The 18,449-nt window shown below is 56.4% G+C and carries 17 protein-coding genes; 9 read left to right on the top strand and 8 right to left on the bottom strand.

The features are described 5' to 3' along the window. Positions 1-49 precede the first annotated feature (49 nt). From ACX3M4_RS30095 to ACX3M4_RS30085, 3 genes are read left to right on the top strand one after another with little or no spacing between them, the layout of a single operon-like run. On the top strand, positions 50-238 hold the full coding sequence (locus ACX3M4_RS30095) for a hypothetical protein (protein ID WP_459359671.1): 189 nt from the start codon (positions 50-52) through the stop codon (positions 236-238). 58 nt (positions 239-296) lie between these two features. Next, entirely contained in the window at positions 297-3,170 is a 2,874-nt protein-coding gene (locus tag ACX3M4_RS30090) for an HsdM family class I SAM-dependent methyltransferase (protein WP_459359670.1), read from the top strand. 1 nt (position 3,171) lies between these two features. Further along, positions 3,172-3,888, top strand: coding sequence for a hypothetical protein (locus tag ACX3M4_RS30085; RefSeq protein ID WP_459359669.1), 717 nt, complete (start codon positions 3,172-3,174; stop codon positions 3,886-3,888). A gap of 39 nt (positions 3,889-3,927) precedes the next feature. On the opposite strand, the gene ACX3M4_RS30080 is transcribed toward ACX3M4_RS30085, so the two are convergent. The 5 genes from ACX3M4_RS30080 to ACX3M4_RS30060 form a co-directional block, all read right to left on the bottom strand. Next, positions 3,928-5,022 (bottom strand): hypothetical protein, encoded by a 1,095-nt coding sequence (locus tag ACX3M4_RS30080; protein ID WP_459359668.1) that lies wholly within the window; start codon positions 5,020-5,022, stop codon positions 3,928-3,930. Continuing rightward, on the bottom strand, positions 5,006-5,341 hold the full coding sequence (locus ACX3M4_RS30075) for a hypothetical protein (protein ID WP_459359667.1): 336 nt from the start codon (positions 5,339-5,341) through the stop codon (positions 5,006-5,008). The genes ACX3M4_RS30080 and ACX3M4_RS30075 overlap by 17 nt, the downstream gene beginning before the upstream one ends. 135 nt (positions 5,342-5,476) lie before the next feature. Beyond that, positions 5,477-6,583 carry a DUF3800 domain-containing protein gene (locus ACX3M4_RS30070; RefSeq protein ID WP_459359666.1) on the bottom strand — a complete coding sequence of 369 codons (1,107 nt, stop codon included), beginning with the start codon at positions 6,581-6,583 and terminating at the stop codon, positions 5,477-5,479. Between the two features lie 225 nt (positions 6,584-6,808). Continuing rightward, on the bottom strand, positions 6,809-7,159 hold the full coding sequence (locus ACX3M4_RS30065; RefSeq protein ID WP_459359665.1) for a hypothetical protein: 351 nt from the start codon (positions 7,157-7,159) through the stop codon (positions 6,809-6,811). An 11-nt stretch (positions 7,160-7,170) separates the two neighbouring features. Then, complete coding sequence (locus ACX3M4_RS30060; protein WP_459359664.1) at positions 7,171-7,827, bottom strand: hypothetical protein; 657 nt, start codon at positions 7,825-7,827, stop codon at positions 7,171-7,173. 56 nt (positions 7,828-7,883) lie between these two features. Here ACX3M4_RS30060 and ACX3M4_RS30055 point away from each other — a divergent pair, with 56 nt between their 5' ends. After that, positions 7,884-8,996, top strand: a complete 1,113-nt coding sequence (locus ACX3M4_RS30055) for a D-alanine--D-alanine ligase family protein (RefSeq protein WP_459359663.1) — start codon at positions 7,884-7,886, stop codon at positions 8,994-8,996. On the opposite strand, the gene ACX3M4_RS30050 is transcribed toward ACX3M4_RS30055, so the two are convergent. Then, positions 8,947-11,442 (bottom strand): hypothetical protein, encoded by a 2,496-nt coding sequence (locus ACX3M4_RS30050; RefSeq protein ID WP_459359662.1) that lies wholly within the window; start codon positions 11,440-11,442, stop codon positions 8,947-8,949. The two genes, ACX3M4_RS30055 and ACX3M4_RS30050, sit on opposite strands and share 50 nt — an antisense overlap. Positions 11,443-11,489: 47 nt before the next feature. Between ACX3M4_RS30050 and ACX3M4_RS30045 the strand changes: the two genes are divergently transcribed. Next, positions 11,490-12,551, top strand: coding sequence for an alanine racemase (locus ACX3M4_RS30045; RefSeq protein ID WP_459359661.1), 1,062 nt, complete (start codon positions 11,490-11,492; stop codon positions 12,549-12,551). A gap of 18 nt (positions 12,552-12,569) precedes the next feature. Continuing rightward, entirely contained in the window at positions 12,570-13,313 is a 744-nt protein-coding gene (locus ACX3M4_RS30040; RefSeq protein WP_459359660.1) for a DUF1889 family protein, read from the top strand. Between the two features lie 133 nt (positions 13,314-13,446). Here the strand turns inward: ACX3M4_RS30040 and ACX3M4_RS30035 are convergent, their stop codons facing one another. Together ACX3M4_RS30035 and ACX3M4_RS30030 are read right to left on the bottom strand one after the other, a co-directional pair. After that, positions 13,447-14,196 (bottom strand): hypothetical protein, encoded by a 750-nt coding sequence (locus ACX3M4_RS30035; protein ID WP_459359659.1) that lies wholly within the window; start codon positions 14,194-14,196, stop codon positions 13,447-13,449. Beyond that, complete coding sequence (locus tag ACX3M4_RS30030) at positions 14,193-14,681, bottom strand: hypothetical protein (RefSeq protein WP_459359658.1); 489 nt, start codon at positions 14,679-14,681, stop codon at positions 14,193-14,195. Before ACX3M4_RS30030 ends, ACX3M4_RS30035 begins: the two co-directional genes overlap by 4 nt. A 405-nt stretch (positions 14,682-15,086) precedes the next feature. Here ACX3M4_RS30030 and ACX3M4_RS30025 point away from each other — a divergent pair, with 405 nt between their 5' ends. The 3 genes from ACX3M4_RS30025 (at position 15,087) to ACX3M4_RS30015 (ending at position 18,333) form a co-directional block, all read left to right on the top strand. Next, positions 15,087-16,763, top strand: a complete 1,677-nt coding sequence (locus tag ACX3M4_RS30025; protein WP_459359657.1) for a hypothetical protein — start codon at positions 15,087-15,089, stop codon at positions 16,761-16,763. A 272-nt stretch (positions 16,764-17,035) separates the two neighbouring features. Next, positions 17,036-17,725: an XRE family transcriptional regulator gene (locus ACX3M4_RS30020; protein WP_459359656.1), complete on the top strand. Its 690-nt coding sequence runs from the start codon at positions 17,036-17,038 to the stop codon at positions 17,723-17,725. Next, entirely contained in the window at positions 17,725-18,333 is a 609-nt protein-coding gene (locus tag ACX3M4_RS30015; protein WP_459359655.1) for an RES family NAD+ phosphorylase, read from the top strand. The genes ACX3M4_RS30020 and ACX3M4_RS30015 overlap by 1 nt, the downstream gene beginning before the upstream one ends. The last annotated feature ends 116 nt before the right edge of the window (positions 18,334-18,449 follow it).

Here is an 18,449-nt window from a genome sequence, read left to right as displayed (position 1 = left end):
TGCTTCGCACGATCGATTGCCATTATCGACGCGCCACGGGGGATCAATCATGGCTAGCAATCGAACCGCACGCGCCGGGGATAAAGACGCATCTGAGCGCGACAAGGAATCGCTCAACTTCAAGGTCAGCTCTGATTTCAAAAAGGAATTTAAGGGCTTCGCGGTGTCGGAGGGGATCAGCATGACCGATCTACTCAAGGAAGGATACGAGCTCTCAAAAAAGAAACGGCGGAAATGATCGTGCACTCCGTCGCGCCGCCAGGCGCAGGGCAAATGGACAAAGTCAGGGTGCGGGCATGACGCTGGACGAGACAGATCGCCCGGGCTCGAATGCCGGTTGGCTGTTTGCCATCGCGGAGAATGTTGATTTGCCGACGGTCGACGGTTTGGTGGCCGTTGATGGCTTTGACCCGTCTGGGCACGCCCCCGATGTTGTCGCGATCATGGAGAAAGCCGCTGAGTATGGAGCTCGCGCTGTATTCTTTGAGGCCCCTCGCCATGGTCGGGCCCCGGTGGCCCAAGCCTTCATCTTTGACGCTCATACCGCGGCAGATGACACCGAGTTCGCCAAACTGCATAAGCGGCTCTGGAGTTGGGGAGGAGTGCCTCTCGTCTATCGTGCTGCTCCTGGTCGCATTCAGCTATTTCGTTGCGCTCACGAACCGGACTTCGTTGGGCCCAATGGCATCCCGGTCTGTCGGCCGATTCGCACTCTGAACATCGCCGCGGACATTGCTGCCGAGGACGCTTGGTGGAATGCCGCGCGCATGAGAAACGGTGCGATCTGGGATGATCCTGAAGCGTGCGATCTCATGCTGTCAGCTCAAAAGTCAGCGCATCGTACGCTTGTCGAAGAGGTGCGTGCGCTTTCCAGACAGCTCACCGATAGCGGATTACTTGATCCGCGTCTGCGCCGGCGACTGTTGATCCTTGCGCTCCTCATAGCTTACCTTGAAGAGCGCTCTGTCCTGCTGCCCCATGATTTTTCTGAAGCGCTACCCGGAGCTTCGCATTTCTTCGAGGTGCTGGCCGACGGCGAAGCTTTGGTAAAGCTGTTGGAAGCTCTCGAGGCGCGGTTCAACGGGCATGTCTTCCGACTGGCTACACCCGAGAAGGCGGCGCTGCTGGAGAGTTCGGAACTCCCAAGTTTTGCGCGCCTTGTCGAAGGACGAGAGGATGCCACAGGTCAATTCAGTCTTTGGCGTCTCTATTCATTCAGGGATCTGCCCGTAGAGTTGATTAGCAATATCTATCAGCTCTTCGTCAAAGACGCGGCGAGTTCGATTTACACCCCCCCGGCCCTGGTTCGGTTGATGCTCGAGGAGGCACTAAGCTGGGAACGGCTCGACAGCTTGATGTCTGGGCGGGGAGCCATTCTCGATCCGGCATGCGGGTCGGGCGTGTTCCTCGTCGAGGCCTATAAGCGCCTCGTCCTTCACTGGCGCATGCGAAATGACTGGGCCCGCCCGGGGATTGAAGAGCTACGGCATTTGCTCGACCGTGTACACGGCATCGACATAGAGGAAGGTGCGATTGAGCTAGCCGCGTTCAGCCTTTGTCTTAGCTTGTGTGACGCCCTTCAGCCGGAGGAAATACGAGCGAGCGTGAAGCTCTTTCCTCCACTCGCAAATGTCACTCTGCATCAGAGCTGCTTTTTCGAGGCTAAGGAACGAGGGCTCATTGAAGCGCCGATAGAGGTTGTCGTGGGCAACCCGCCATTCGAATCGTCGCTTACGACGGATGGTGCCCAGCGTAGCTACGACGCCTATTCAAAACAACATGGGCTACTCGCTGACACGCAGCTCGCCTATTTGTTTCTTCACGAGGCAATGGAACTTCTTAGACCTGGCGGGGTACTGGCTTTGGTTGAGCCCGCGGGCTTCCTCTACAATCACAATGTCGGGGCGTTTAGGCACGGGATATTCAGTCGTTGGCGTGTTCGGGAACTCCTCGATTTCGTCTCGGTCCGAGGGCTTTTCAAGAAAGGCGAAGCGGATCCGAAGATCGTCGTGGTCTTGGCTGAAGCGCTACAGCCAGTTCCAATCGAACGAATTCTGCATGCTGTCTTCCGACGCAATGGTCGTGCTACGGCGGAACAGGGTTTCGACATCGACTACTACGATCTTCATTGGGTTCGAACTGAGGAGGTCTCAGAGTCAGCCGATATTTGGAGGTCGAACCTACTCGGTGGCGGTCGGGTCAGGGACTTCATCGAACGTCTCCGACAGTTTCCAACGCTGCGCGATACAGCCATCAGCCACGGTTGGGATTTCGGCGAAGGCTACATTGCTGGCCTCAAAGGTATCTCAAAACCGGCCGAGCACTTGGTCGGGAAACCTCTCTTACCAACCCGCGCCCTTTCTGCGGACGGTATCAATGCAAGCGTGCTCGAAACGGTGCCCGACCAACCCATAAAAGACACCAAAACGGCCAAACGGTTCACGCCTCCGTACTTGCTCGTCAAGGAGAATGAGGACCTCCACCATGGGATTTGGGAGGGGCATTATCTCACCTACAAGCATCGGATTGTCGGTTTTGCCGCCAAGAAAGACGATGCAGAAAAGCTCAGAGCCATTGAGGGTTGGCTGCGTGATGAGGAGACGGTGCTCAAGGCCTATGTTGCAGGTATCAGTGCAAGCTTGTTCGTTCAGCGGGCAACCGCGATCCTGGGTGCCGACATTTTCGCATTGCCATATCCGGAAGGGAGCACGCTCGACCTCAGTGGAAACGAGCGGATAATCGCATCCGACATCGTCGAATTTCAGCGAGAATTCATCCGCAGAGGAACTGGGTCCGAACTAATGAAATCGGTGCCAGATTCCGCTTTGGCTGCATTTGACGCCACCATTATTGCACAGATCAACGCAATTTACGGCCGGAAGCCGCTGAAGCGCATGGAACGCTATCATTGGAACGGCGCAATTTGCTCTGCGTATTCGTTCGGCGATGGCGTTGTCGATTGGACTGATGCGACAGACCTCCAAGCTAAGCTCGATATGTTGTTACGAGAACGCCGTGGATCAAACCTTACGGTCACGCGCATCGCCCGTTTGTACGATCAGAATTTCGTTTTTCTCTTAAAGCCTGATCGGCATCGTTTCTGGACGCGGTCGATCGCTCTGCGTGATGCCGATGATGTCCTTGCCGATCTCAGGTCACAAGGATTCTAGCGTGCTGGCGGACGATCACGAGGCCGCTATTCAGGCTGGATCACTGAGTTCAAACCTTCACCTTCCTGGTGAATGGTTGTCCTCGCTGGTAACCTTTATCGCGGATGCAATGCCGGGCTGGCGAGATGACCCTACGCGGCCCAAGCAGGTCGCCGAAACGGGCCTGACTGCTCAGCTCTGCGCGCGGTTGAATAGCATGAGCCGGCACACTGTTGGCTGGGATTTCCTTCAGTTTCGACGCGAGGAACCAGACCAAACACGGGCTGGGCGGTCGATTGATCTCGTAGTTGCACCAAGCGCGACCATGATCTGGTTAGAGGGCCGGGCATACAGCGAGTATTCCACTTTGTTGCCGATCGAGTGCAAGCGACTGCCGACACCCACCGGGAAGGATCGCGACGAGCGGGAATATATCTACAGTCGGTTCAGTACCACAGGAGGGGTCCAGAGGTTTAAGGCCGGGCACCACGCCGCCGCCCATGACCGGGCAGCTATGATCGGGTACGTGCAAGATGAAGACATAGCATTTTGGCGGACGACGCTTGATGCGTGGATTGACGGTTTGGTTGCCACGTCGTGCAAAGGTTGGTCCGCGGACGACAAACTCTCGCTTACCGATCACCATCAGGCAACTCGCGTGGCCTCTTTGCGGTCAACTCATTGCCGAGATGGGGGGCTCGAGCCGATCATGATTGATCACCTTTGGATCGAGATGTGATCGGAGTCCTTATCGCGAGTTGGGGCGCTGTTCAGCTGATCAACGCTCGTTCAACATCCACGATGAACGAACACCGTTGATGACGGCTTCGAAGTCACCTCCGTCGGCAAAACCAAGATCGAGGACCTGAGCGGCACGACGCACGCCTTCACTCGGATGATCGATTATGTCTGCCCCCGCCAGTATGGGTTCGAAGATATTGCTCGCATCACCAACCTCGAGGAGCAGATCGGGGTTGGAAGTGGCCTCGACGGTGTCGGTATCGAATGAGAAATCCGCAAGGTGTCGAACCATGATGATCTCTCTGTAGGCGGCCATCAAATAGCTCGTGTTCACAGGCTCACATCGGTATTTTTCGTCGACATTGATCCGATGCAGGTCATCGGCATAGGCATAGAGCATATTGAGGCAGATCGCCGCCCGGGCGACGAATGTCAAATACTCGCGGACCTGTTCCTCCGTCATCATGCTGGCGTAAAGCGCGATGCAGCAATTCAATCCGAAAATGTCGGCCTCAACCTCCTCCGTGAGGATCGTTCTCTCGCGCTCTGTGAGATCGCTCAGATCGAGTCCGGTCAACGCGTCCGCGACTGGTTTGCGCACGAGTACCTCGAAGCGGGTATCGCGTGTCGCAGTATGGCCGATCTCGTGATGGCGGAGGAAGTCGGCCGTCATTGCGGTCAGTCTCTTGGAGGATCGATCCAGCAGATCATCGTCTTCCTTCCGCTCGATCGGTTTTCGCCATTCGGGTTCATAGGCGAGCATGGACTCCGTGAACAGAATTCGGGCCATCGAGGAGGGCTCGATCCGGTACATCTGCTCAGCAACGAACTTCTTTGCGAATCCGACTGTGAACGCACTTAGGTTGAGGGGCTCACGGTGCTTATCGCACAGCCAAGCTAGGCCCAGATTATCGACGAACGAAAGGAGGTAGCTGTTGTCCAAAATGAGGATGAAGCTGCGGTGTCTCTCGCAGACAGTTCTAATTCGATCCGTGTAGCAGGAGACGAGAAAGCATCGGCGATCTACGTTCTCGACGACCGTACTCAGAAGCAGTTCCTCAACAGAAACCACTTTGCCAAGTTGCGGGTTTGAAACGGCTTCCTGGAAGGATGCGCTATTCTGGACGTCCATGCAGCTTGTCCAGTGTGGCATCGATCAACTCCAAGACCTGGTCTGTGTTCTCAACCGGAAAGGACCCGATTTCGACACCGTCCTTCGTGATCTTGAGATTCGAAATGTGGTTTGGCCTAGCAATTTTGTCTATGAGCCGGCGGAGGGCATCCCGGCTCGGCTGGGATAACTCCGAGATGAATTTCAGAATCCGCTCCGCGCCGAAGCCCGTACCGACAGCCACATCCACCAACTGGTCAGGATCTATCTCTGAAGCAATCGCGTCGACGTCGAGATCAAAGTCTCCTCTCAGCTCTATGACTACCGAATTTCGCCCCACGTGACCCTCCTATGTCGCTCTTGTCTAAGTAGATATTGTTCTCTTCAATATCACCAACAAGTAACTGGCAGGATTTTATTATTGTCCCGGCGATACCACTGATCCTTGGCGCCGTGGAGATGAAGGAATGTGATATCACACGACAGTTGAATTGGTTGATTTGACCATCATGCGGCGGAAATCCGGCAGCGTTGATTTCGCCGCCTCATAAACCGCCTCCATCCCAATTAACGGGTCCAGTCCTTTATCGGCTCTGTCGGCGAGTTCCTCGAGCACCAACATATTGATCGGAGCTTCGTCTCCCGCCAGGTCGATAATGGAGAAATCCGGCAGGATGCACTCCTCGCTAAAGTGCGAATGGATCGCTTCCGCAAGCGGGAGATAGCTTTCATCGCCTTGGTGAGCGCCGATCGCGGCAGCGGTGCCGGCGATCAGGTCGGCGATTTGAACCGATGGGTGGTCAGCCGAAGAGGCAAACGTGATCGGTTTCGCCATGTTCCAAGTCAGCCGGACGCGCTTACCAAAGGCTTCCATGTATAGGGGATCCGGCCGATTGACCATGACGTCATAGATGTCGGCAAGAGCGCGGAGTGGTTTGGAGTCATCGCATGTCACTTCGAGTAATGGGTGCCGCTCGCCCCAATTCCGAAGATGATCGGTCACGGCGCTGAGCGTTAGGTCGAGCACCCACTTGCCGTTGTCGCCTGTCAGTTGCAGGCTCCGCGTTTCCCTGGCAATGACGACATTGTAGCCGCGCGCAAACCGCAAGATCGGACCGAGAAGCATGTTGAAATGCTCATCGTCGCCGGCTCCGAACAAAGCTGGCGCGTCTGCCGGATCCAACGATCGCATGAACTTCTCGAACTGCACCGCTAGTTCCTCGGCGCCTTCTCCTGAAGCTACCATCTGCATGTAGAGATACGTCGCTACGAACCGATGAAGGTTGTGCCGGTAGAACAGCATATTGTTGCGTTGCAGGACCGGTTCATAGATGTACTCGAAGAACTTGCCCGCCAAGCTCAGGCGCTTGTCGTAAACGGTCGCAATGTAGCGACCCTCAATCTGCTCGAGGACTTCGGCAATGATCTCGCGGCCGCGCGGCCTTTTCAGCAGCTTAGCCGCCTTCAGCTCCGCCATCTGCAGGTGGTGCCGGGATCGCAAGTCCTTCACGATTGAAGTGGCTTCGTCCAATTGCAGATCGACGGACGCGTAGGCAAAATAGGGCTGGGCAGCGTCAAGCATGCGGTTTCCAGTGAAACCGGCCTCGTCACATGAGATCAATCGTGGAAGAATAGTGGTCGACATGGGCTGACTGCTTGGTGACGGGGCTTCGCCCGCTCACTTCAATTGACTGCAGGTCGGCGCTCTTTCTACCGCTTCCACGTGCGAACACGCGTTCCGCATACACCGTCCAACCGGAACGGTATCGAAGACTGTCTGCGAAGTTAGAAGGGTATGAACGGCCGTCTAGTTGGGACTGCGCATTTGAGCGCGTTCGGCTCTGAGTTCGTCGGTTGATACACTACCTTCGATATCCTCTTCGCGCGCATGCAGTTCCCTGATGAGTTTTCGCGCGCATTCTCGGATTTTGTGTCTTGCGAATTCGTCGATCTCACCATCTTCCTCCGCGAGGAGAAAGACGGCCTCGGGTGGGACGATCGCACCGAGGAACCGTCCGTATCGATCAAAGCCGGTAATCGTCTTGCTCCCATATGAATCCTGAATGAAATCTGGAAACCGGCGGCGCCCCTCTGTCGTTGGAAAAACGATAGTTTCCGCACCGCTCCGAGCCGAGCGATTTGACTTTGCTTTTAGCATATTTTGTTCTCTTAGCCTGGGTTGTGGTCATGCCAAAGAAAGTCCCTGGCAATGACATTTGGTGAAGTTGGTTTTGATGTCGATGCAGCCGATGTGATGCAATTCTGAAAGACGGAGGTCTTCGCAGGGAGCGTAGGGGCCTGGTCGAAAGTCAGCATAGTCGGATTGTGCGACATAAAAGACCGAAGCGAATAAAGTAATTCATCGTCTGTTTCCTTCTCTAATTCAAAAGAAACATTTTCAGAATTTACTAATTCATCTGTCCAAATAATTGGAAGAACGGGTATATCTTCTACATCGCATGCTTGATCAAAGAGCTCGACGAATTCTTGCGGCAAGCTCGGAAACAATGACAAACGGACGTGCCGGCCGCCGTCGAACGCGCCGCGACCGCCGCCATGGGGCGGGCCGTCAGGATCCCCATCCTCGTAAATGTCGACGACAATCCACTCATTGTTGGATCCCGGCTTGCGGATGCACACAAACGCATATCGCGAGACACGCGTGATTGCCGACAGGGCTGCGGGATGAGCGTTCAGGAACTCCTCGAGGCTCTCTGGAAGCTGTTCGATCAATGTGACCACAGTCTCGAACTCGGCGTTATCAAGGGCACGGATGAGGCTTTGCATCCTTGCACTTACAGAGACGATCACGTGCTCATCCGCCATGGTTCAGTTCCTGGTTATTACGGTCATATTAGTACGGAATCGCCAAGAGCGCAATGATGGCGGAAAAAGGCTATTTCGTCTTTCACTTGCCTTTATGGTTAACACGGACTATGTTGTACAACATGGTCAATCTTATTCGCCATATGCCGCTATTGTCCGATCCGCTTGAAACTGACGGCGTGATCTTCCTTGCCGACATGATCGATGTCACTGCGAGCAACAAAGAGTTCCCCGATCGGCGCGACCTCGAGAAGACAACGCCACAGGCGCGTGACGACGTTCTCGGTGGCCTTCAAGAAGCTGGATACCGCGCGCACCATCTGGAGCATCCATCTTCCCTTACGAACGACCTGTCGTGGAGCCGCCGTCACGTCGTGCTGTCGACTTATGGTGGCGAGATTGCTCGCAGCCGCACTTCTTGGGCGCCGGCGATTTGCGAGGCCTATGGCATTCCGTATGTCGGCCTGGATGCCTACGGACAAAGCCTCTGTCACAGCAAGATGGCGGCTAAGCAACTTGCCAAGCAATCCCGACTGAAGACACCCCGCGCTCGCGAATATCACACCATCGAGGAGATCCGTCATATCGATGACTGGGCATATCCGGTGATCGTAAAGCCATCGGCTGAAGGATCATCGATCGGGATTAGTCAGGCCAGTATCGTCAACTCCGCCGAGATGTTGAAGAGGACAGCCGAGGGTCTTCTTGCGGCACTGGACGCCTCCATAATGATCGAGGAATTCGTCCCCGGACGGGAAGTGTCGGTCGCTGTGATCCAGGGACCCAATGGCGCGTATTCCTCCTTCAACGAGGTCACCGTGGACGGCGAGCCCGACTACTTTCGTAACCGCGTTTGGGACGCGCACGAGAAATATCATCGCGATCTGCCCAGGCGCGTCAGATCGATCGACGATGAACTGAAGGATGAGGATCGCCGCGCGATTGGGCGGTTCCTGACCGCGCTCGGGGACTTCGGCTACATCCGGATCGACGGCAGACTTCAGGACGGCTGTTTCCATTTCCTGGAAGCCACCCCGGACGCATGGCTGGGGCAGGGGGGGCAACTTGCCCAAGGCTTCGTCAACGATGGCTGGACTTACCCCGAAGTCCTTGCGGCCATCATTGAAACAGCACGGACGCGACTTCCCAATCCAACTGCCACTGGCTGAGGAAACTTGGATGGTAGGGTTTGGCCAACACGTGCGGGGCGTAAATGCCGGGGGCTTCTCCGGTCAGGCCGAACCTCCAGGACCAGTACTCGCTGCCGCGGATATCCACACCGACGGTGTCAGTGACGAACTGGACGACGTCGTCGGCCCTTTCGTGATCGCCGGCTTCGCGCAGGATCATGAACGCGGTGTGCCCTATCGCATCCGCCAGCAACCTTGTTGTGGAATCCACCTCCCGCATGGACTTCAAGGCCTGGTCTACGGACGCGACGGCCTCGCGAGCACCACGGGCTTGCCATATCGCGATCGCGAGATTTTGGAGGATCGTCAGGTCGCTGAATTTGTCGCGGCTGAGCAAGAGCGCGCTGCGAAGGTTGCCTTCAGCCGCCTCAAAATCGGGAGACACTGCCAAGAGTTCGACGGCAGCGTGATTGTTCAAAAGGAACTGCCGCGAGCTGGCAGCGTCTTTCAGTCCGCTCTCGGCGATTTGGATATTCGCCTTTGCTTCGTCTGTTCGCCCGAGGCGGGCGAGATGCCGGGTCGCCGTCAGCTTCGACTGCGCTGCCGAGCGCTGCAAGGCGGCTCGCTCATACACTTCGGCGCTCTTGTCGCAATATTCAATCGCCTCTTCCATCGGGACCGCGCTCTCCAGAAGGCGGTAGGCGTGCCCGAGCAAAACGCTTCTTCGACGCTGAGCCTCGGCAGCGGTTTGCGTCAGCCTTCGTTCGCAAGTCGCAAGTTGCCCCTCGACGAGATCGAGGTTTCCCAGGATCAGATCGCTCATCAGATCGGCGTCCGCAAACGGGAGACCAGCGCGCATGGCCGACGCTATTTCGCGGGCCTCGGGTTCACGAAGCTCTTCGATCAAGCCGTGCGCCAGAATGCTTTCCCAGATGGGGCCCTCGAGATTACCTTTGTCGATTGCGGTGAGAGTCAGGCCAAAATTGCTGGATCGGTAGGCGTGGCGAGCAGCCCACGCTGCCAACGCACTCCTTTCGCCCTGTCCGAGATCCTGGGTGTTCTCGATGCAGGCGATCACGTGGTCGACATACAACGTCGGATCGCCCTTGCTTTCGATCTCACCGTCGAGTTTTTCGAGAATAGTCTCCAACAGGGCAGGATCTTCCAACAAGGCCGCCAGACGCGTCGTGTGTCGCAATGCTACCGCGCGCTCGACGCTGCCTTCCGCAGAGCTCTCGATGATCTTTCGGTAGTGATCGACAAGAAGCCGTCTCGCATCCGTTTTGTAGAGGGCCTCGTCCTGCATCCCCGAGATCGCGCTTGCCACGTCATCGTTGTTAAGTCCGATCTGGGCGCTCGAAACCGAAAGGAGGCTGCCGGTCAGCCCCGCGAGCACATCAGGAAGCCTCAGCGGAAGGCCGATGCTTGGATCCACTGTCCGCCAAATTGCGTCGAGCGCCTCCCGCGCTACCGGCTCGTTGTGCTCGCGCAATATTGCGAGCGCCAAACGCTCGGCGCGTCCGAGTTCCCCAAGGCGCTCTTTGATGGCATCGACTGCGCTATGCGGGATCTGGGCGTTCGGCTGCGTGCTGATATTCGCAGAGCCGTAAGCGACTCGGAAGCGCAGCTCATCAAGCGATCGGAGGTTGCCGTCCCAGCGGGCCTGGAATTCGCCGACGACCTTCTGGTCGTGGTGGCCGAGCTGCTCGAGCAGTTCAACCACATAGGCCCACGGCAACATCTCGATGTCCCAGATCTTGGGAACCGCGAACTGTTCGATCTGAACTTGATGGCGTTTTTGGAAGCTTCTGGTCTCGGTCGTATATTCCAGCAGCGGGTAGAATTTTCCGTCATCCGCAAAACAGCGCAATATGGTACGAAGGCTTGTCGTGTCGCAGTGTTGCGCCTCGCGAACGACGAGAACGAATTCGGCCAGATTGGCGACATAGCGAAAATATTCCGCACAAACCTCGACAGCGTTTCTGTTATCGCTCTTGAGCAGAGCCTCAGGAGAATACCCGCCCAATGCCGTGACCCGCTCGGTCGCATCAATGGCGCGCCCCACGAGTTTCGGAACGCTTACAGCTTCCCGCACGGTTCCTCTGACGTCAAAGCCTTTGAGGTTCTTGAATCCGCGGGATCTTACGAATTCAGCGAATGTGTCGATGCTTCGACTTGGAGCTGCGACGCTTTCGGAAATCGCCGAAACGCAGTGCTGGATATAGTAGCCTTCGTAGGCGCGATGCGGATCAATGTTCTGGCCCCGAAGATATGGATCGACCTTTACGCTCAAGGTAGACCCGGCAATCTTACCAGTCACCCAGTCCGTCAAAGACGACTTGCCAACCCCCGTCGGCCCGCGCACCACCAACAGCGCCGGAGCCGTCGCCGAGGGCGGCAGGCAAGAGAGCAGCGTGTCGCGCTCTCCCTCTCGGTCGAGAAAGACGACGTCCGGTTTCAATTCAGCTTCGGCGGTAAGCGACAAAAAATGTATCCCCCTCGTAGTCCCGAAACTATACGGGAGTGCACCGGATGATCAAACAAAACGAAGGTCAAAACGAGCCCCTCAAGAGTAATTGCGGCTTGAACTATGACCTTGATGCAATGATCCACAATGCCAAACATTGTCTTGTCGCCGCAAAACAGAACGGGTTTGAACTGCGCGCTGTTCTCAAGGGCGGCTACATCCTCCCGGAAATGGTCGAGCGGCTTTCAGATTTAGACGGCATTTCCCTTGCGGTGGGCACTGCGGTCGAGGCATCCCTGCCCGCCGTAAAAGACCTGGCTGTTGCGACCCTATATCCGAGCTCTTCCCTCGCATTTGAGGCATTCAGCAATGTCGTTCGTACGACGGAAGTTGGCACATCGGGAATGCGTGCCTGGGCTCGAGGACCAGCTTCTCATCGCGTGCTCCTGGCAATCGAGACCGGCGAGCAGCGCGAGGGCCTGAATCCCCAAACTCTTCGACAACAGGTCTGGAGCATCAGGAAGGCATTTGGCAATCGCGTGAAGATCGACGGGTTTCAGCTCAACTTCGGATGCGTAGCGCAAAAGGCACCTGATGCTCCGGCAGTCAATGTGCTGATAAAGGAGCTGGCTCAGGAGTTACTGACGCTTCCCATCACCAATCCCCTGCTCTCCCTCGGCGGGTCAGCGCTATTGCCGGTTCTGGACCAGCTGGAAATACCAGCCATGTTCAGGCCTGAGTTGCGTATAGGAGAGGCGATCGTTGCCGGATCGATACCGGGTCAGGAGTCGAGCTCAATTTTGCTACGGACAGCCTCCTACCGTGCCGAAATACTCCAGGTCTTGCCTCGGAGTTCCTCCAACCGGCGACGTTTTCTCATCAACGTCGGCGGCTATGTTCTCGACGCAGCTCGAAGAACTCGGCAAACTACTAGCGTAGAATTCGAGTCGATAGGTTCTCAAGTGTCGGTCATTTCTCTTCCGGATGATTTCGCGAAATCGTTGAGAGACAAAATAGAACTGGAACTAGATTACAGCGAAACCGAGCGAGCGCTCATACGACACCAAGGTTCAATTGGAAACCTGGGCCTGTCTGTAGCAATCGACAGCAAGGCCGTAGCCGGTTGAACCTATAAAGGAGAAAACATGCACCGAATTCTCATTCCGATCGATAGCCAGGATCCCGAGTCGTGGCAGTACGCTCTCGCTTATGCGCGAAAAATCGGCGAACAGCAGGACAAACCAACCGATATTGTCCTCCTTGTCCATACGAAGCGACAGATCGACGGCACGAGTCTGGCCGGCCACATAGGCCGGCAACAAGCCAAGGCTCTGAGTAGTGGCAAGAGCCTGCAGCTGCAATCCGGCGCGAAGCTCAGTCTCAAGACCTTGAATACGATCGGCCAGATGCTGAACAATACGATCATCATCGCCTTCTTCGCCGACGCCAAGATGCTGGATGCCGTCGACAGCCTCCGCGGTGTCATAGGTGTCGTTGCCGTGCCGGATTTGCCCGGTGACGCAGATCAGTGGGTCGCACGCTGGGGAGCAATCGTGCACGGTGCGGAGAACCAGCCGGCTAAAAGACTGATCGACGATCGAATTGTCGAAAATGCTCTGTCACGCCTCTTTTCGATGGTCAACCCGACCACGGGAGTCGGTCATTCAAGAGACAAGCAGATGGCCGATGAAACCCTGCGTATTCTCCGTGCCAAAGGTCACGGTTTGGAGCCGGAGGCGATCCGATCCTGGGCGATTCAACAAGGATGGCGCGCTGATCAGGCCAGCGCGCTGGCGAAGCTCGCTGAAAAAATCAAATCGCTGAAATCCAATCCGAGGCTCTCTGGGATTCACAACTGGGAAGGGCGATACCAGAGCTGGTCTGAATGATTGCCAAAGGATGAGCAGCTGTGTTGCGTCTTCCCTAGGCGTTCACAGCAAAACCGGAACCGATTGGAATAACTTGGAATATCAAGGATTGCACGTCAGCGTGAATTCATCACCGTTGTTCGCAGTCCTCTCCTCACCGGCATTGATTTGTCACTTGAATGCGGCGATGAGGCTCCTTCTCCTGCCATTGCTTAAACTCTTCCATGTCGAGTGCGATGGAGCAGGTTAGAATCGTTGGCGCCGCAGCATGATAGCCGCTTACCCGTGCTTGAAGCTCAATCTCAGCGATTGAATCGAGCAAATCAGGGTCGCTATCATCCAGTTTTTCGGCCAAATGCAGCCAGTCACTCTCTCCGTTGCCTGTGGCCGAACCAAAGGCCAAAATCTCGAATATTGCCGTTGCGCCGGGGTCGAGCGTCTCAACACGCCAGTCGCGCCTGAGGTTCGTCTCGACACCATGTTGGATCAGGTGCTCCACCGATTGGACCTCATCGAGAGTCAAAGCCCCGTAGGGCGGGACCGTTGCGCCTATTTCGAGGCTCTTGATCTCCCTGGCGATCGAGTCATTGTTGGTCACGCTAAACTCGAAAGAGATCGCGATTGGCGATGCCCGGCACAGCTTCGTTAGCTCGCCGACAACCCCTCGTTGATAGTTCTGATAGGCTTCGGCATTTCGCCAGACATAATTGCAGCGTAGCGTCGCCCGGCGAATCTCCGTCGTGAGATCCGGCTTCGAGAAATAGTCACGTATCTCGTCGAAATAGACGTAACCGGCAATTAGTGTCGCTGGCAACGTCAAGAACGCCAGCAGCTTGCCAATGACGTCACCAACGCCCAGCACCCAGACATATGCCAGTCTGGCAAGGCCCTGCAGATACTTCACTTTATTTCAAGAAACAGCTGGTTTGAGAGGTCGTTGAGCGCGGGAACCTGACCGTCCGCCCAGAAGTCCGGCGACTTGATCGTTGCCGCGTCCGTATTGAATGCCTTCGCCCAGTCGGCAACTGGATTGGCCGACCCGTACCCGGGATTGATCAGCACATTCTGTTCGGCCATCAGCGAGCGCACTGCCTGCCATTCCTCATCCGTACAATCGCACCAAGGCGCGATCGGCGGTCCGAGCGGCACAATCGGCGCTCCCACTACCGGTTCGGGTGTCGTTGTGGGCGTAGTCTCCGGGCATGTCCCCGTGATCGTGGGATTCTTGATTTTGTCAAAATAACCGCCTGAGAGCGCATGATTGGCGAACTTGCAGTCCACATGCGTGCGTCCCGCCTCGAACATCACCAGCGGCTCCCCCGCCACGGCTGCACCGGCAGGCCAAATCGGGGCGCACAAAATAGATAAGAAAACCAAATATTCCTTCACGGCCTCGCTCCTTCGAAACAAACAAGCTTCAAACAACCCTAAGTATAAGGCGGTTGGCCTTTTCTGTCTCCTTTTTCGTCCGGCCGTACCCGATGTTTCCTGGCAGGCCAGGAAGGAAAAGGCGGCCGTCCGACGGCCGGCTACAAGAGCAAGAGGAGGCAGTGCCTGAGGTGCCGGAATTGGAAGGGAGAGAGAGACTCTCCCGGCCCGGTTCCGAAAAGGAGCGCTCCGAGAGCAAATCGTAGAGGCGTGTGCTCACCCGGCTCTTTCCACCTGAATACTGACATCGGCAAGAATGTCTGGCACGAAGATACCTACGAATGCGCTAATTAGCACCGCTGACTGTCAAATCCGCGCTGCAATAGCGCGACCACCACTTTCGATCTGAGCTTTGGAGCGTTCACGTTGCATAAAGAGTTACAGGCCTTTGAAAGCCGGGCGGACGCCGAGATCGCCAAGCTCGCACTCTGGCGCCAACCTATTCGCACTATCCTGTCGTCAATCTACCTGTCCGCCGATGGGCACTATATCGGCGGCAGGTTCAACCGCAAGGGCCCGCGTGATGATGAGGTCGGGACAGCGATCATTACGCGCATGTCCTACGTCTTAGAGCTATTTGCGACGTGCTCTCGTGCAATCGGAGCGGATCTTGAAGATGCGATGAGTGTCGTCGACGAACGCTTTGCCACTGAGATGGCTCAGGTTCTGGGATATGCGCATTTTAGCGAAATCATGCCCTTGGCATGGCGCGGCTTCTTCGTCGTCGACCATGAGCCGCCAGCTTTTATCTTCCGCCATCCCGACGATGATTTCGTCCGATATGAGGAGAACGATATCCTGATGTCGGAGATGGTCTTGCCGCACGATTTGACGCCGCCACCCTATCCCATCGAAAACTGCAAGAAGATGAACAAGGCTTGGCCGCATCTTCCCGGAGACAGCCTGATTGAGGTCCTGAAAGGCGCTCTCGACCATTATCTCGATAACCTGTTCGAATTGCCGCTTTTGAGCGATGCGGCTTTCGCCGAGAGCTTCGATTTCTCCCGCGTTGATTTCGTTCGCACCCGCGCAGCGCTCATGTCATATGCGGACTTCTGTTTGGGCATGGCAGATGCGGCCGAAGTCCACGCAGCGCGGGCTGTCACCCGCCCCCGTCGTTCGATGCTTCAAAAAGAGGTCGGTGAATGGGTCGCCCCTCTCTTGAACCGGAATCACATTATCGGGACGGCTGCGGGTCTGAGCGGCGTTGACCCTGACAAAACGGAAAGCATTGTGGACCTGTTTACCCTCGATCTCGACAACCTGAAGCGCTCAGGGTTCGGAGAGGGCTTCTTTCCCCCTTTTCTAAGATTGGAGAATGCGCTTCTGTTTTCTCCGCACGCGGTTAAACGGATGATGCCGGAGAGAAATCTTCTCTACGCCATGCTCCGGACCGACCAGGAGCGCTTCGACAACGTCGTCTCGCAGCACCTCGAGCCAGCGCTTCTGGACGATGCGGCCCGTTACCTTGCCGGGCAGCCAGACGTTGAAGTTACGACAAACCATAATTGGGATCAGGGCGAAATCGACCTCCTCGCATTTCACGAACCGTCAAACTCGGCCCTGCAACTCCAAGCCAAGGCGGCGGTCCCGCCGCAAGGCGCACGCATGGTAGCCCAGGTGGAGTCCCGCACACGTGAAGCTGCAGAACAGATATCCCGGTTTCTTGCTCTTGAGTCTGCTACGAAGGATTCAATTGCAACGGCCGCATTCGGTCGACCCCTGTCTGCGGTCACTTGGAGCAGCGGGGTATTGGCGAGGACCTGTCTTGGCACGCAGAAAGCTTGGGAGGCGATAGGGGCATACGTTCCGCTGAACCTCGTCCTTTTGCGCGCCGCAGTGAAGCGCCTGCAGGAGAGCGGCGCGTTTACGTTTGCCAATCTCGGAACAAGTGTTGAGGATGAACTGGCGTCACTTCGCGCGAAGGCTGCTTTGGGATGGCAGACCAAAGACTTCACTCTGTTGGACACAAAGATTGACCTGCCGCTACTCGATCTCGACTACGCATCGATCCGGGCGTTTCGGGCCGAAGCTATGCGCTGAACGCCCTCGCGGATTGGGCGTGCATCTTCAGGCTCAGGTAAGATCAAGATCGACCCAGTGGCCGTGGCGATCGGAGCCCGCGGGTGAAAATCGGCGCTGTTGGATCATACTGCTAACTCCGCACAATCTGCGGACTTAGCATTATGAAACTGTTTCATGATATTGTTGAGTGCCGACATCCTTAGGTTCAGCACCGCACTACTTTACGAAGTTTACAAACTTGACGAGTTGACACCAATAGCCCAAATTGGCGGTGAAGGAGCACCAAGACCATGTCTACCGCCAAAGCTGTTGAGAAGCGCAGCCGTAAATCCCGTCGGGTCAGATCGCCAAACATCGCGTTTACTGCAAAACTAGCCGGAAACGCGGCGTTCAAAAAAGCGCTTCTCGATCAATACGGTGAGGCCCTGCGGCGCAGCAAGAAGGCTGGGCAGCGCGTCAGCTTTCGTGTCGATGTCGATCCCGAAGCAGGGGCTCAGACCATTACAGTTGTAGAGGACCAGCCAGGCGTGGCCTTGGATGAGTTTCCCGTCGAACAGATCGGTGAGCCGGATGCAGACCTCAAGGCGGCTTTGAAGGAAGCTCGGGCGCGTGGAAAGAAGCGCGTCGCCGAAATCCTTGCAGAAGATGATATGCTCACTGCGGAGGCGCTTGCGGATCTGTTGGGAGTGTCCAGGGTAACGGTCAACTCACGGCGTCAGAGTGGCCAACTTCTCGGCCTCGATGGCGCCAAGCGAGGGTTTCGTTTCCCGGCGTGGCAACTCGACGAAGATGGCCGTCCATTTGCAGCGCTGTCCGCACTCCAGGAAATCCTTGGTGGCAGCGCCTGGGCGGTTTATCGGTTCCTCGTGTCCCCGCACGGTGGCCTCAACGGTCAAACGGGCTTGGAGACACTGCGAAGCGGCCGCGCCGATGACGCGATCGCTGCCGCCGAAGGCGTTGCTCACGGCGACTTCAGGTAATGGCAGCAACAAGGCCGCCGCCCGGCTTCAAGAACGCCAAGCTCGATATTGAAATTGTACCAGCAGGAGAACGGTTCGGACGCATCTATCTTAATGCTTATCCGAACCCTCTTGGCTACGGAAAGAGCGCCAGCCGATTCAGCGACCCGCGCAGACGCATCGCTGAGAACCGCTTTGGTGTTCTATATCTCGGCGAAACTTTAAAGGTGTGCTTCCTCGAAGCGCTCCTTCGCGATCGCCGGGACGGGCACATCGGTGACCTGCCAATGGAGGAGGCAGAGCTCGACGTCCGCCGATTCGCCGAAATCGAGACGAAAGAGGAACTGCGTCTCGTAGATCTGCGGGATGACCATGCAGTTAGAATGGGCGTACCGTCCGACGTTGCGAAGTCTTCGCGGCAGGGTCTCGCACGTACCTGGTCATTGGCCTTTTATGAGCACAAGGCGGCACCAGATGGCATCATCTATCCCTCCCGACTCAATGGGCATGTGAACTTGGCCGTCTATGATCGTGCGATTCCCAAACTGCTCCCCCATCGCGTGGTTCCGTTGATCGGTGCGTCTGGACTGGCGTCGGTTTTGCGGGAATTGCAGGTTGGGCTTGTGTAATTGTCCCGGATGTCAGCGTGACAAGGCGCGCTGATACTCTCGGTTTCGCCTGTAGCAATTTGTTCTGTTCCGGCTTCTGTTTTTTCGGGTACCCGCAGCGATACGCGCGTGAACGC

The organism is Roseibium sp. M-1, from assembly GCF_054515675.1.
The sequence above is the reverse complement of the archived record's forward strand: the minus strand, read 5'-3'. Positions and strand labels throughout refer to the sequence as shown.

What these genes read in the sequence shown, in the direction of transcription:
- ACX3M4_RS30095 (WP_459359671.1), top strand. Translation starts at nt 50, where the DNA reads ATGGCTAGCAATCGAACCGCACGCGCCGGGGATAAAGACGCATCTGAG.
- ACX3M4_RS30090 (WP_459359670.1), top strand. Translation starts at nt 297, where the DNA reads ATGACGCTGGACGAGACAGATCGCCCGGGCTCGAATGCCGGTTGGCTG.
- ACX3M4_RS30080 (WP_459359668.1), bottom strand. Translation starts at nt 5,022, where the DNA reads ATGGACGTCCAGAATAGCGCATCCTTCCAGGAAGCCGTTTCAAACCCG.
- ACX3M4_RS30070 (WP_459359666.1), bottom strand. Translation starts at nt 6,583, where the DNA reads ATGCTTGACGCTGCCCAGCCCTATTTTGCCTACGCGTCCGTCGATCTG.
- ACX3M4_RS30065 (WP_459359665.1), bottom strand. Translation starts at nt 7,159, where the DNA reads ATGCTAAAAGCAAAGTCAAATCGCTCGGCTCGGAGCGGTGCGGAAACT.
- ACX3M4_RS30060 (WP_459359664.1), bottom strand. Translation starts at nt 7,827, where the DNA reads ATGGCGGATGAGCACGTGATCGTCTCTGTAAGTGCAAGGATGCAAAGC.
- ACX3M4_RS30055 (WP_459359663.1), top strand. Translation starts at nt 7,884, where the DNA reads ATGGCGGAAAAAGGCTATTTCGTCTTTCACTTGCCTTTATGGTTAACA.
- ACX3M4_RS30045 (WP_459359661.1), top strand. Translation starts at nt 11,490, where the DNA reads ATGATCAAACAAAACGAAGGTCAAAACGAGCCCCTCAAGAGTAATTGC.
- ACX3M4_RS30040 (WP_459359660.1), top strand. Translation starts at nt 12,570, where the DNA reads ATGCACCGAATTCTCATTCCGATCGATAGCCAGGATCCCGAGTCGTGG.
- ACX3M4_RS30020 (WP_459359656.1), top strand. Translation starts at nt 17,036, where the DNA reads ATGTCTACCGCCAAAGCTGTTGAGAAGCGCAGCCGTAAATCCCGTCGG.
- ACX3M4_RS30015 (WP_459359655.1), top strand. Translation starts at nt 17,725, where the DNA reads ATGGCAGCAACAAGGCCGCCGCCCGGCTTCAAGAACGCCAAGCTCGAT.